This window comes from Luteibacter sp. Sphag1AF (assembly GCF_014192715.1).
GTDB lineage: Bacteria > Pseudomonadota > Gammaproteobacteria > Xanthomonadales > Rhodanobacteraceae > Luteibacter.
On sequence record NZ_JACHYH010000004.1, the window covers coordinates 271727 to 283854 of the forward strand.

General features: G+C 64.9%; 14 protein-coding genes. 11 read left to right on the forward strand and 3 right to left on the reverse strand.

All coding sequences use genetic code 11. The features are described 5' to 3' along the window. The first annotated feature begins 34 nt into the window (after positions 1 to 34). The 5 genes from ilvC (at position 35) to ubiA (ending at position 4839) form a co-directional block, all read left to right on the forward strand. Positions 35 to 1060 (forward strand): ketol-acid reductoisomerase, encoded by a 1026-nt coding sequence (gene ilvC / locus FHW69_RS12915; RefSeq protein WP_183423480.1) that lies wholly within the window; start codon positions 35 to 37, stop codon positions 1058 to 1060. Between the two features lie 173 nt (positions 1061 to 1233). Then, complete coding sequence (gene ilvB / locus FHW69_RS12920; RefSeq protein ID WP_183423525.1) at positions 1234 to 3039, forward strand: biosynthetic-type acetolactate synthase large subunit; 1806 nt, start codon at positions 1234 to 1236, stop codon at positions 3037 to 3039. Between the two features lie 2 nt (positions 3040 to 3041). Then, on the forward strand, positions 3042 to 3524 hold the full coding sequence (gene ilvN / locus FHW69_RS12925; protein ID WP_183423481.1) for an acetolactate synthase small subunit: 483 nt from the start codon (positions 3042 to 3044) through the stop codon (positions 3522 to 3524). A gap of 99 nt (positions 3525 to 3623) precedes the next feature. Next, positions 3624 to 3776 carry a hypothetical protein gene (locus FHW69_RS12930; protein WP_183423482.1) on the forward strand — a complete coding sequence of 51 codons (153 nt, stop codon included), beginning with the start codon at positions 3624 to 3626 and terminating at the stop codon, positions 3774 to 3776. Between the two features lie 46 nt (positions 3777 to 3822). Then, positions 3823 to 4839, forward strand: a complete 1017-nt coding sequence (ubiA, locus tag FHW69_RS12935; protein WP_183423483.1) for a 4-hydroxybenzoate octaprenyltransferase — start codon at positions 3823 to 3825, stop codon at positions 4837 to 4839. Between the two features lie 2 nt (positions 4840 to 4841). Here ubiA and FHW69_RS12940 read toward each other — a convergent pair whose 3' ends face one another. Both FHW69_RS12940 and FHW69_RS12945 read right to left on the reverse strand, forming a co-directional pair. Further along, entirely contained in the window at positions 4842 to 5540 is a 699-nt protein-coding gene (locus FHW69_RS12940; protein WP_183423484.1) for a ComF family protein, read from the reverse strand. Positions 5541 to 5564: 24 nt separating this feature from the next. Then, positions 5565 to 5771: a hypothetical protein gene (locus FHW69_RS12945; protein ID WP_183423485.1), complete on the reverse strand. Its 207-nt coding sequence runs from the start codon at positions 5769 to 5771 to the stop codon at positions 5565 to 5567. A gap of 140 nt (positions 5772 to 5911) precedes the next feature. Here FHW69_RS12945 and bioB point away from each other — a divergent pair, with 140 nt between their 5' ends. From bioB to bioC, 5 genes are read left to right on the forward strand one after another with little or no spacing between them, the layout of a single operon-like run. After that, a complete protein-coding gene (bioB, locus tag FHW69_RS12950) occupies positions 5912 to 6919 on the forward strand; it encodes a biotin synthase BioB (RefSeq protein WP_183423486.1) in 1008 nt (335 codons plus the stop codon). After that, positions 6916 to 8127 (forward strand): 8-amino-7-oxononanoate synthase, encoded by a 1212-nt coding sequence (bioF, locus tag FHW69_RS12955; protein WP_183423487.1) that lies wholly within the window; start codon positions 6916 to 6918, stop codon positions 8125 to 8127. Before bioB ends, bioF begins: the two co-directional genes overlap by 4 nt. A gap of 45 nt (positions 8128 to 8172) precedes the next feature. Further along, complete coding sequence (locus tag FHW69_RS12960; protein ID WP_183423526.1) at positions 8173 to 8910, forward strand: sulfurtransferase; 738 nt, start codon at positions 8173 to 8175, stop codon at positions 8908 to 8910. Continuing rightward, complete coding sequence (gene bioH / locus FHW69_RS12965; RefSeq protein WP_183423488.1) at positions 8907 to 9680, forward strand: pimeloyl-ACP methyl ester esterase BioH; 774 nt, start codon at positions 8907 to 8909, stop codon at positions 9678 to 9680. Before FHW69_RS12960 ends, bioH begins: the two co-directional genes overlap by 4 nt. Beyond that, a complete protein-coding gene (gene bioC / locus FHW69_RS12970; RefSeq protein WP_183423489.1) occupies positions 9677 to 10555 on the forward strand; it encodes a malonyl-ACP O-methyltransferase BioC in 879 nt (292 codons plus the stop codon). The genes bioH and bioC overlap by 4 nt, the downstream gene beginning before the upstream one ends. Before the next feature lie 40 nt (positions 10556 to 10595). Here the strand turns inward: bioC and FHW69_RS12975 are convergent, their stop codons facing one another. Beyond that, on the reverse strand, positions 10596 to 11153 hold the full coding sequence (locus tag FHW69_RS12975) for a DNA-3-methyladenine glycosylase I (RefSeq protein WP_183423490.1): 558 nt from the start codon (positions 11151 to 11153) through the stop codon (positions 10596 to 10598). A gap of 81 nt (positions 11154 to 11234) precedes the next feature. Between FHW69_RS12975 and FHW69_RS12980 the strand changes: the two genes are divergently transcribed. Next, positions 11235 to 12128, forward strand: coding sequence for an EamA family transporter (locus FHW69_RS12980; RefSeq protein WP_183423491.1), 894 nt, complete (start codon positions 11235 to 11237; stop codon positions 12126 to 12128).

Genomic DNA, 12128 nt, shown 5'->3' on the forward strand with positions numbered 1-12128 from the left:
GAGTGCGCTTCGTTGAATATCAGGAGAAACACCCGTGACCGAGAAACAAGCCACCACCGCTCCGCTGCACAATGCCCGTATCGCCGTGCTGGGTTACGGCAGCCAGGGTCGGGCGCATGCCCTCAACCTGAAAGACTCCGGACTCGACGTCGTCGTGGGCCTGCGTCCCGGCGGCCCGTCGTGGAGCCGCGCCTATCAGGATGGCTTCGCCGTCGCCGAGCCCGCCGAAGCAGTGCGCGGTGCGGATCTGGTTGCCGTGCTCACGCCCGACATGGTGCAGCCCGCGCTGTACCGTGAATCCATCGAGCCGAACATCAAGCCAGGCGCGGCGCTGCTGTTCGCCCACGGCTTCAACGTGCACTTCGGGCAGATCCAGCCGCGCAAAGACATCGACGTGGTGCTGGTTGCACCCAAGGGTCCGGGCGCGCTGGTCCGTCGCGAATACGAAATCGGCCGCGGCGTTCCCTGCCTTTACGCCGTGCATCAGGATGCCACGGGAAGCGCGCAGGAAAAGGCAACGGCCTATGCCGCGGGCATCGGCGGTGCGCGCGCCATGCTGATTGAAACCGACTTCAAGGAAGAGACCGAAACCGATCTCTTCGGCGAACAGGCTGTGCTGTGCGGTGGCGCCAGCGAGCTGGTCATCAAGGGCTTCGAGACGCTGGTGGAAGCGGGCTATCGCCCGGAAATCGCCTACTACGAGGTGATGCACGAACTGAAGCTGATCGTGGACCTGTTCTACGAAGGCGGCATTGCCCGCATGCTGGAATTCATCTCCGAGACGGCCCAGTACGGCGACTACACCCGCGGGCCGCGTGTGGTGGATGAAGGCACGAAGGAGCGCATGAAGGCGGTGCTGAAGGACATTCAGGACGGCACGTTTGCCCGCGAATGGACGGCTGAATACCAGGCCGGTCTTCCGAACTACAAGGCGTTCAAGAAGCGCGACCTGGAACATCCGATTGAACAGGTCGGCGCGCGTCTTCGCGCACGCATGCCGTGGTTGCAGGCCAACCGCGCTGAAAGCCCGGCCACCGAGGCAGCACCTGCTGCCGAGTAAGCGTCGTCCCGGCGGCCGGCAACGGCCGCCGGCGTCTGCAAGAAGCACTGGATCTTCTTCAACAGGCTGCTCGCGCAACCCGCGATTTCAAGGATTTCTCTGACGTGAACGCGCAACTGGATTCCATCGGCGACATTAGCCGCCCCTCTTCCCATCCGTTGGCCGGAAAGGCCATGACCGGCGCCGACATCGTGGTGCAGGTGCTGGCTGATGAGGGCCTCGATGTACTTTTCGGCTATTCGGGGGGCGCGATCCTCCCCGTCTATGACGCCGTATTCCGCCACAACGAAGCCAACCTGCGCGACGACGGCAGCGAACCCCTTCCGCTGATCGTCCCCGCCAACGAACAGGGAGCCTGCTTCATGGCGGCGGGTTACGCGCGCGCCTCCGGGCAGGTGGGGGTTGCGCTGCTGACCTCCGGCCCCGGCGCCACCAATGCGGTGACCCCTGTGCGCGATTCCATGGCCGATTCGATTCCGCTGGTGGTCATTTGCGGTCAGGTGCCCACGGCGGCCATTGGCACCGATGCCTTTCAGGAAGCGCCCATCAGCACCATCATGGGCGCCTGTGCCAAGCACGTTTTCCTGGTGACCGATGCCTCCGCGCTGGAAGCCACGCTGCGCACGGCGTTTCATATTGCGCGCAGCGGACGGCAGGGTCCGGTCGTCGTGGACATTCCCAAGGACGTGCAGAACACTCCGCTGACGTTCCGCGGCAATCGCGAACTGCCCATGCGCGGCTACCGCGCGCGACTGCGTGCCGTGCAGGACGCGACGATCAGCGAAGACCACTGCGCAGCCTTCTTCGCAGCGCTGGGCCGGGCGAAGCGGCCGCTGATCTATGCCGGCGGCGGCATCATTTCATCGGGCGCTTCTGCGTCACTGCAGAAGTTTTCTCGCACCTTCGGCATACCGGTGACCACCACGCTGATGGGCATCGGCGGCTTCGATACTACCGACCCGCTGGCCCTGCACATGCTGGGCATGCACGGCACGGCGTATGCGAACTATGCGATGGATGACTGTGACTTTGTCTTTGCCCTGGGCGCGCGCTTTGATGATCGCGTGGTGGGCGTGCCGGCAGCCTTCGCGCCGCGCGCGAAGACCATCGCGCAGATCGACATTGATCCGGCCGAGATCGGCAAGGTCAAACCGGTGCACTGGCACCACGTGGGACACCTGGACGCGGCCCTGCAGCGTCTTGTGAAGTACGGACAGCGTCACGGGTTCAGCCCCCGCGAGGATGGGCGGTATGACGCGTGGCACGCTCACGTAGCGGCGCTGAAAAAGGATCACGCCCTCAATTATCAGCGCGACAGCGCTTTGATTCAGCCGTATGCCGTGATCGAGGCGATCAACCGGATCACCGATGGCCGCGCCATCATCACCACGGGCGTGGGCCAGCACCAGATGTGGTCGGCACAGTACTTCGATTTCCGCGAGCCGCGTCGCTGGCTGACCTCCGGCTCCATGGGCACGATGGGTTTCGGGCTTCCGGCGGCCATTGGTGCGCAGTTCGCCCGCCGCGACCTGACCGTGATCGACATTGATGGCGATGCCAGCATCCGCATGAACATTGGCGAGATGGAAACGGTCACCACGTACAACCTGCCGGTCAAGATCGTGGTCCTCAACAACGCCGGCGACGGCATGGTGAGGCAGTGGCAGAAGCTCTTCTTCAAGGGCAGGTTCTCGGCCTCGGACAAGAGTCTGCACAAAAAGGATTTCGTCAGGGCGGCTCAGGCAGATGGCTTTGCCTGGGCACAGCGCCTCGACGACCCGACGCGTGTGAACAGCACCATTGCCGACTTCCTGGCATTTGACGGCCCCGCCTTTCTTGAAGTGGTGATCGACCCCGATGCGGGCGTGTATCCGATGGTGGGCCCGGGCGCCACGTATGCGCAGATGATCACCGGCGACTGGATCGCCAGCCGCACCGGGCCCGTGGCGGAAACCGCCGGGCCGACGGGGATGTTTTGACGATGCGGCATCTGATTTCCATCCTGCTGCAGAACGAGGCGGGTGCACTGGCACGTGTCGCGGGACTGTTTGCTTCGCGCGGTTACAACATCGAGTCACTGACCGTGGCTGCGACCCCTGACGTGGAAGCGTCCCGATTGACGCTCGTGATCTTCGGTGACGACGGCTTGGTCGACCAGATCATCAAGCAGTCGCGCAAACTGGTGGACGTGATCGAGATTGCGGAACTGACCCGCCGCGACCATCTGGAACGCGAGCTGCTGGTAGTGCGGACAGATGGCGCGCCTGAACGCGTGGACGCATGCGTGCAACAGTTCGGTGCCCGTGTTCTTGAGCGGCATGGGACAAGCGTGCTGGTGGAATTCACCGGCCAACCTGACGAGGTGGACCGGTGCCTCGATGCGCTGATGCGTGCGGCAGAACTATGTGAGCACGCACGCAGCGGCATTGCTGCCATCGAACGCGCGGTGCTGACAATGGCTTGAGCGACGAGGCGGTGAACGACGCCGGGTTCACCGCCTCATCTCGCCTGTTTCACCACGCCGGTAGGAGGCTGGAACTCTTCCCCACACCCGGAGAGCCCCATGCCGACCAACCCGACCAGCCCCAGCACACCGTTCGCCGAGCCAGGCAAGCAACGCCCCGACAGCGAGATCAGGCAGCCGGGCAGCTATAGCCCGGAAAGGGATGCGGATCCGGAACCCCTCGACGAAAACGACGATCCGCTTGAGCCGTAAGCTGTTGCGACGAAAAGGGTCATGCCTCGTCGGCTAAACTGCCTGCATGAGTCAGACGCCGCGAAAGCCCACTACCCGTCCCAAGTCACGTACCGACGCGCCGGTCGCCCGTCGCGCGGTACCCACAGCCCCTCGCAGCCGTCCCGCTGACGCTTCCACGCGCGCGGAACGCACGCTGGACTGGCTGTTGAAGCCGCTGCCGCCGCATCTGCGCGAGAAGGCCCATGCCTATCTGGTGCTCACCCGCATGGACCGGCCTGTCGGCGCGCTTCTGCTGCTGTGGCCCACGTGGTGGGCGCTATGGCTGGCAGCCAAGGATTTTCCGCCGGTTGGCCCGCTGATCATTTTCACCCTTGGCGTCTTCGCGATGCGCGCGGCAGGTTGCGCCATCAATGACTACGCCGACCGCAAGCTGGACCCCCAGGTAGCGCGCACCGCAGGGCGGCCCATTGCCTCCGGACGCGTTACGCCGCGCGAAGCGTTGATTGTCTTCGCTTCATTGCTGGTGTTCGCATTCGTGCTGGTGCTGTTCACCAATGCGCTGACCATCGGGCTGTCGTTTGCGGGCGCCGCGCTCGCCGCCATTTATCCGTTCACCAAGCGATACACGCACCTGCCGCAGGTCGTACTGGGCGCGGCGTTTGGCTGGTCGATTCCCATGGCGTTTGCGGCCGTGACGAACCATGTGCCACCACTGGCGTGGCTGCTTTTCATCGGCAATATCATCTGGTCGGTGGTGTACGACACTGAATACGCCATGGTCGACCGCGAGGACGACCTGAAGGCGGGCGCGAAATCCACCGCCATTCTTTTTGGCGATGCGGACCTGGTCATCATCGGCGTGCTCATGGGCACGTTCCTCCTGACCATGGTGCTTGTGGGCACCCGCGCCGCACTGCACTGGCCTTACTGGATCGCCCTGCTGGTGGCGACCGGATTGTTCGGCTGGCAGCAGTGGATCATGCGTGGCCGTGCGCGCGATGCCTGCCTCACTGCGTTCCGCAACAACAATTGGCTGGGCCTCGCGCTCTGGGTCGGCATCGTGATCGCGCTGGCCCTCTGAGATCACAGCGGCGCACGCGCCAGCACCCACACGTCAACGCGCGCCACCCCGGCCTGACGCAGCACGCGCGCGCACTCGGCCAGCGTAGCGCCCGTGGTCATCACGTCGTCCACCAGCACAGCATGTGACGCAGTAACGGACTTTCGCAGCCGGAATGCCCCTCGCACGTTGCGACGGCGCGTGGATGCATCGAGTTCGGTCTGGGCGTGCGTGCTGCGATGGCGTACCAGCAGGTCATGGCGCAACGGAACGCGCAGTTCACGTGCCAGCGGGCGAGCCAGTTCCAGCGCCTGGTTGTAACCGCGCTCCCGAAGTCGGGATACATGCAGCGGCACGGGAAGCATCAGGTCCGGCAACGGTGCCGGGGCGGGCATCTCACGCCAGCGCTCGGAAAGCACACGGCCACAGGCAAGACTGCCGTGGAACTTGAAGCGTCCCTCCAGCACATTCAGCGGCCACGCATACGTGAACGGAACCCACGCGCTGTCCCACGGGGGCGGACGTTTCTGGCAGCGGCCGCAGAGCCGCGTGGCAACCGGAAGCGGCAATGCGCAGCGCGCGCAGCAGACCTCGTTGCGGACGAGCGCGGCAGCACAGGGCTCACACAGATCGCTGATGCCCGTGCCATGCGCGCCGCAAAGCACGCAGCGCGTCGGCAACACGAGCCGCGAAAGCCATCGACCAACGGCCTGACAGGTCATGGACGCCTCCGTGCGTCGGGTAAATCAGCCGCGCGGCTTGAACATCGCCGCATCCAGGATCGACCACAGATGGATGATCCACCCCATCCAGATGATCCACAGCACCGCCGCCAGCACGAACATGATCAGCGCCTTGAACGGACGGCCCTGTACCAGTTGCCCCAGCCCCGGTATGAAAAAGCTGCAGATGGCAGCGAGAACATTGCCCGAACTTCCTTGCCCAGCGGTCATACGACACCTCTAACACGAGCGACGGTGAGGTCATGGTAAGGCATCGGCAGCTCCGTCGCCGTCAACCAGAGTACGCGCGCGTAGGTTGACATAGCCCCGGCCGCGTTCCCAAACTTCGCGCCTGAAGCCAAGGAGCCCTCATGCCCACAGCCATCCGCCACGACTGGTCGCGCGCCGAAGTCGAAGCCCTGTTTTCCCTTCCGTTCAACGACTTACTGTTTCAGGCGCAGACCGTTCACCGCGCCCATCACGACCCCAATGCCGTGCAGGTGTCCACGCTGCTGTCGATCAAGACCGGCGGCTGCCCCGAGGACTGCGCTTACTGTCCGCAGGCCGCGCGCTACGCCACGGGTGTAAAAGCGGAGAAGCTGATGAGCGTGGAAGCCGTCGTGGCCCGCGCCCAGGCTGCGAAGGACGCAGGCGCCAGCCGCTTCTGCATGGGCGCCGCATGGCGTTCGCCGAAGGATCGCGACGTGGAAAAGGTGGCCGACATCGTCAGCGCGGTAAAGGCGCTTGGCCTGCAAACCTGCGCCACGCTCGGCATGCTGACCCAGCCGCAGGCCACGCGCCTGAAGTCGGCCGGCCTGGATTTCTACAACCACAACCTCGATACGGCGCCTGAGTTCTACGGCGAAGTCATCCAGACCCGCGACTTCCAGGACCGTCTGGACACGCTGGAATGCGTGCGCGAGGCGGGCCTGAAGACCTGCTGCGGCGGCATCGTTGGCATGGGCGAATCGCGCGCCCAGCGCGCCGGCCTGCTGCAGACGCTGGCCAATCTGCCCGAGCATCCCGAATCCGTGCCCATCAATCAGCTGGTGCAGGTTCCGGGCACGCCCCTGGCAGGCACCGAGGCGCTGGACCCGTTCGAGTTCGTTCGCAGCATTGCCGTGGCCCGCATCCTGATGCCGGCCTCCGTGGTACGCCTGTCTGCCGGCCGCCAGGCCATGGACGATGCGTTGCAGGCGCTTTGCTTCGCCGCGGGCGCGAATTCGATTTTCTACGGCGAGAAACTGCTGACCACCGGCAATCCGGACGTCGAGCACGACCGCCAGCTGTTCCAGCGCCTGGGTCTTCAACCGCTGCAGGTGGAGATTGAGCCGGGCACCGTGCACGCCGACATCGTCGAACGCGCCGACGCCGCGTGACCCGTCCGGATCTGCTCGCGCGCCTGCATGCGTCGCGTCTGGCGCGCGATCAGGCCGGACTGCTGCGCCGTCTGCGGACGGTGGATGAGCGCACAGGCGCCATTCGCCGCGTGGACGGACGCCAGCTCATCGACTTTTGCAGCAACGACTATCTGGGCCTTGCCAGTCATCCTGATCTGATCGACGCCCTCGGCACCGCCGCCGCGCGTGATGGCGTGGGTAGCGGCGCGGCCCATCTGGTCTCGGGCCACCACCGGGAACATGCGGCGCTGGAAGAAGAGCTTGCCGACTGGACCGGCCGCGAGCGGGCCCTGCTGTTTTCCACCGGCATCATGGCCAACCTCGGCGTGATGCAGGCGCTGTTCAACGCAGGCACGCCTCCCGGACGAAACACGGCGCTATGCGTGCAGGATCGCCTGAACCACGCCAGCCTTATCGACGGGGCTCAACTGTCCGGTTCGCGCTTGCTTCGCTACGCCCATGCCGATGCCGACGCTGCTCGCCAGGCATTGCGCGCCAACGAGGGGCAGGCCGCCCTTCTCGCTACCGACGGCGTATTCAGCATGGATGGCGACGTGGCCCCTTTGACTGCCCTGGCCAGGGTCTGCAAGGACGAAGGCGCGCTGTTGTACGTCGATGATGCCCACGGCCTGGGCGTGCTCGGGGTCGCCGGAGCGGGATCGCTGACGGAAGCGGGCGTGTCGCCCGCAGATGCCCCCTTGATGATGGGGACGCTGGGCAAGGCGCTGGGCTGCGCCGGCGCTTTCGTGGCGGGCCCGGCCGACGTGATCGACGGCATCCTTCAGTTCGCCCGTACCTATGTCTATACAACCGCGCTGCCACCCGCCCTGGCGGCCGCCACGCGGGCGGCCGTGCGTCTCGCGCGACTGGATCCGGAAGGCCGGCGCGAACGGCTTTGCGCCCACGTGGCCCGGTTCCGTCAGGGTGCGAAGGCCATCGGCTTGCCGCTGATGCCGTCGCGCACCGCTATTCAGCCTCTGATGCTGGGTGATGCCGACCGGGCCATGGCGGTCGCGGCGGCGCTGGATGCGCAGGGCTATCTGGTTACCGCCATCCGGGCGCCCACCGTGCCCCCCGGGTCGGCACGGCTGCGGATCACGCTGTCTGCGGCGCATACCAACGTTCAGATCGACGGCCTGCTTGGCGCACTGGCTGCGGCCTGCCCTGCTTCCCCCGGGGGCGCCTGAGCCCCGACTGTTATAATCGTCGCCCGCTCGACCCCGCCCATGCCCATGTCTATCCTCAATATTTCCGCCTACAAGTTCGTCAGCCTCGACGACTGCGCCGACCTGCGCGCGTCTGTCACGGAGCAGTGCGAAGCGCTGGAGCTGAAGGGCACCATCCTTCTGGCACCCGAAGGCATCAACCTGTTCCTGGCTGCGCCGCGCGAGCGTATCGAGGCCTTCATGGCCTGGCTGCACCGCGACCCGCGCTTTGCGGATATCACGCCGAAAGAGAGCCTCTCCGACAACGTGCCATTCGGACGCATGCGTGTGCGCCTGAAAAAGGAAATCATCACGATGCGTGCCCCGCTCATCCGGCCCGAAGAAGGACGCGCCCCGGCGGTAGCGCCGCCGGTGCTGCGCCGCTGGCTGGATCAGGGACACGACGACAACGGCCGCGAGATCGTACTTCTGGATACACGCAACGACTACGAAGTGGACGTGGGCACGTTCGAAAACGTGGTGGAGTACCGGCTGTCGAGCTTCACCGATTTTCCCGGTGCGGTGGCAGCCGACCGCGAACGCTTCGACGGCAAGACCGTCGTGTCGTTCTGCACGGGCGGCATCCGCTGCGAGAAGGCCGCTATCCACATGCGCGAAGTGGGCATCGACCACGTGTATCAGCTGGAAGGCGGCATCCTCAAATACTTCGAGGAAGTAGGTGGCGCGCACTGGCGCGGTGACTGCTTCGTCTTTGACGGGCGCGGTGCGGTGGACCCGACCCTGGCGCCGAGCAGCGACGCATGAACAGCCTCCATATCGACGTGCGTGGCACGGGTGCCATCCCACTGGTGATGATCCATGGCTGGGCCATGCATGGCGGTGTGTTTGCACCGCTGATCGAACGACTGGAATCCACTTGCACGATGTATGTGGTGGATCTGCCGGGGCATGGCTATTCGCGTGACAGTACCGTTCCGCTTCAGTTGCAGCCCTGCATCGATGCCATTGCGGCGCAGACGCCTCCGGCATTCTGGCTGGGCTGGTCGCTGGGCGGCCTGATAGCGCTGGCGGCGGCATACAAGCCGCCGGCACAGGTCGAAGGCGTCATCATGCTGTGTGCCACGCCGCGTTTCCTTCGCAATGACACATGGCCATTTGGCAACGACCCCGCACTTCTGAGCCAACTGGCCACCGACCTCGACCAGGATTTCCGCGGAACGCTTGAGCGCTTCATTGCGCTTGAAGCCATGGGTAGTGAAGACCCGCGCAGCGAAGCACGGCGCATTCGTGACGAGGTTTTCTCGCGCGGCGAACCTGATCCACGCGTGCTGCAGGAAGGCCTCGCACTTCTGGAATCGACCGACCTGCGCAACGAGTGGGCCGCCATGGGGCAATCCAGCCTCTGGATCGCAGGCAACCGCGACCGGCTGGTGCACCCGCGGGCCATGGAGAACGCCGCCCGCACGTGTCGCGGCAATTTCGTCAATATTGCCCACGCAGGGCACGCCCCCTTTATCGGGCACGTCGAGCCGGTGGCCGATGCCCTGACATCCTTTTTTGGCGAACACGCATGACCGACTTCCATTTCGACCGCCGCCAGGTGCGCCACAATTTCAGCCGCGCCGCAGGCACATACGAGAAACACGATGTACTGCAACGCGAAGTGCAGGCGTCCCTGATCGAGCGGCTGGACATCTACAAGCAGACGCCCGAGCGGGTGCTTGATGTCGGCGCGGGCACGGGACGCGGCAGCGCCGCGCTTAAGAAAAAGTATCCGAAGGCGCAGGTCATCGCCATGGATCTTGCGTTGCCGATGCTCAAGCGCGCGAAGGAACACAGCAGCTGGCTGAAGCCGTTTTCGCGCGTGTGCGCGGATGCGTATTCACTGCCGGTGCCGGATCAGAGTGTGGACGTGCTGCATTCCAACCTGTGTTTCCAGTGGTGTGATGACCTGGCACGCCTGTTTACCGAGTGCGCGCGCGTGCTCAAGCCAGGTGGCCTGCTCACATTCTCCACGTTTGGTCCGGACACGCTGAAGGAACTTCGCGAAGCCTGGTCGCAGGCTGATCAACACGCCCACGTGGCGCGATTCCTCGACATGCACGATGTGGGCGACGCCATGCTGACGGCCGGCCTGCGCGATCCGGTGCTGTTTGCCGAACGCTACACGCTGACGTATCCCGACCCAAAGGCATTGCTGGCCGAGCTCAAGGGGCTCGGCGCCACGAATGCCGATACCTCCCGCTCGCGCGGACTGACCGGAAAGCAGCACTATCTGCAGATGCTGGCCGCTTACGAAGCCATGCGCGTGGATGGAACCATTCCATCCACGTGGGAAGTGGTGACAGCGCATGCTTTCGGCCCACCGGAAGGCCAGTCCCGTCGCATGGACGGCGGCGAAATCGCCACGTTCCCCCTCGACAGCCTGCGCGGCTCGCGCCGAAAGTAATCCGGTGGAGGTGCGAGTACGCTCGCGCTCCCACAGAAGTTCAGGCGTAGCGGTGGCAGTCCACTACATGGTCGTTGACCATGCCGGACGCCTGCATCAGCGCGTAACAAATGGTACTGCCCGCGAAGCGAAAGCCCCGCTTGCGCAACGCAAGGCTCATGGCGTCTGACTGCGCCGACTGCCCCGGAACATGGGATGCCTGGGTCCAGGCGTTGGTGATCGTATCCCCGTCAACAAACGACCACAGGTATCCGGAGAACGAGCCGTGCTCGGCGATGATGCTCAGCGCGGCACGCGCGTTGGTGCGCGCAGAGGCAATCTTCAACCGGTTGCGGATGATGCCCGTGTCGTGCGCCAGCGCATCGAGATCATGGTCTGACATCGCTGCAATGCGCGCGATGTCGTAGCCATGATAGACCTGCCGGTAATGGTCGCGCTTGGCCAGGACCGTGCGCCACGCGAGGCCGGCCTGCGCACCTTCAAGCACGAACAGTTCAAACAGGCTCTGATCGTCGCGACAGGGAACGCCCCATTCCCTGTCGTGGTACTCGCGCTCGATGTCGCTATGGTCCGCCCATGCGCAACGTATGATGGTCATGGCATGCTCCTTTTGTGACGACGGAGCATAGCCAGCCGCCCGCGTTGATAATGTCCGCTTTAAGCATTGGTGTCCGTGCGCATGAGAGAAGAAACATCACGTCGCAGCGCTGTCGTCGCACTGGGCATCACCGTCGTCATCTGGGCGTACAGCTGGATCGTGATGAAGCAGGTGCTCCGTTACGCAGGCCCCTTCGACTTCGCAGCCATCCGCTACACACTTGGCGCGGCTCTGCTTTTCAGCGTGCTACTGGTCACCCGCAGCAGCCTGCGCGCGCCTCCGCTGATACCGACGATCATCGTAGGCCTTAGCCAGACAGCGGCGTTCCAGGGATTGGGCCAGTTGGCGCTCGTCAGCGGCGGCGCAGGACACGTGGCCCTGCTCGCGTACGCCATGCCTTTCTGGGCAGTGCTGCTCGCCTGGGTGCTGCTCCATGAGCGGCCCACGCGCCGGCACGTGCTGGGACTGGTGCTCGCTGCCACGGGCCTGATTTGCGTCATCGAGCCCTGGCAAGGGCTGGGCAGCGCGCAAAGCACGTTCTTCGCGCTGGCCGGAGGCGCGTGCTGGGCACTGGGTACGGTGATGAGCAAGAGGGTGTTCCAGACACACAACCCCTCGCCGCTGACGTTCACCGCATGGCAAATGCTGTTCGGCGCGATGGCGCTGATCGTCGTGGCGCTTTGCGTGCCCCAGCGCGCCATCGACTGGTCCGCCCCTTTCCTTGCCGGCCTCGCCTACAGCGTGATTCTCGCCTCCAGCGTGGCGTGGGGACTCTGGCTCGTGGTGGTCAAGCGGCTGTCGACGGCGGTGGCGTCGGTGTCGAGCCTGGCGGTGCCCGTCACCAGTGTGCTCATGGCGTGGGCCATTCTGGGCGAACGGCCGACTCTCATGGAAGGAGTCGGCATCGCCTTTATCCTCGCGGGCCTGGTCGCTGTCACCGGCGTGCGGCTGCGGCGGGCCCGCATCGCGGGCTGA

Coding starts and splice junctions, on each gene's coding strand:
- ilvB (WP_183423525.1), top strand. CDS start 1,234: ATGACCGGCGCCGACATCGTGGTGCAGGTGCTGGCTGATGAGGGCCTC.
- ilvN (WP_183423481.1), top strand. CDS start 3,042: ATGCGGCATCTGATTTCCATCCTGCTGCAGAACGAGGCGGGTGCACTG.
- FHW69_RS12930 (WP_183423482.1), top strand. CDS start 3,624: ATGCCGACCAACCCGACCAGCCCCAGCACACCGTTCGCCGAGCCAGGC.
- ubiA (WP_183423483.1), top strand. CDS start 3,823: ATGAGTCAGACGCCGCGAAAGCCCACTACCCGTCCCAAGTCACGTACC.
- FHW69_RS12940 (WP_183423484.1), bottom strand. CDS start 5,540: ATGACCTGTCAGGCCGTTGGTCGATGGCTTTCGCGGCTCGTGTTGCCG.
- FHW69_RS12945 (WP_183423485.1), bottom strand. CDS start 5,771: ATGACCGCTGGGCAAGGAAGTTCGGGCAATGTTCTCGCTGCCATCTGC.
- bioB (WP_183423486.1), top strand. CDS start 5,912: ATGCCCACAGCCATCCGCCACGACTGGTCGCGCGCCGAAGTCGAAGCC.
- FHW69_RS12960 (WP_183423526.1), top strand. CDS start 8,173: ATGTCTATCCTCAATATTTCCGCCTACAAGTTCGTCAGCCTCGACGAC.
- bioH (WP_183423488.1), top strand. CDS start 8,907: ATGAACAGCCTCCATATCGACGTGCGTGGCACGGGTGCCATCCCACTG.
- bioC (WP_183423489.1), top strand. CDS start 9,677: ATGACCGACTTCCATTTCGACCGCCGCCAGGTGCGCCACAATTTCAGC.
- FHW69_RS12975 (WP_183423490.1), bottom strand. CDS start 11,153: ATGACCATCATACGTTGCGCATGGGCGGACCATAGCGACATCGAGCGC.
- FHW69_RS12980 (WP_183423491.1), top strand. CDS start 11,235: ATGAGAGAAGAAACATCACGTCGCAGCGCTGTCGTCGCACTGGGCATC.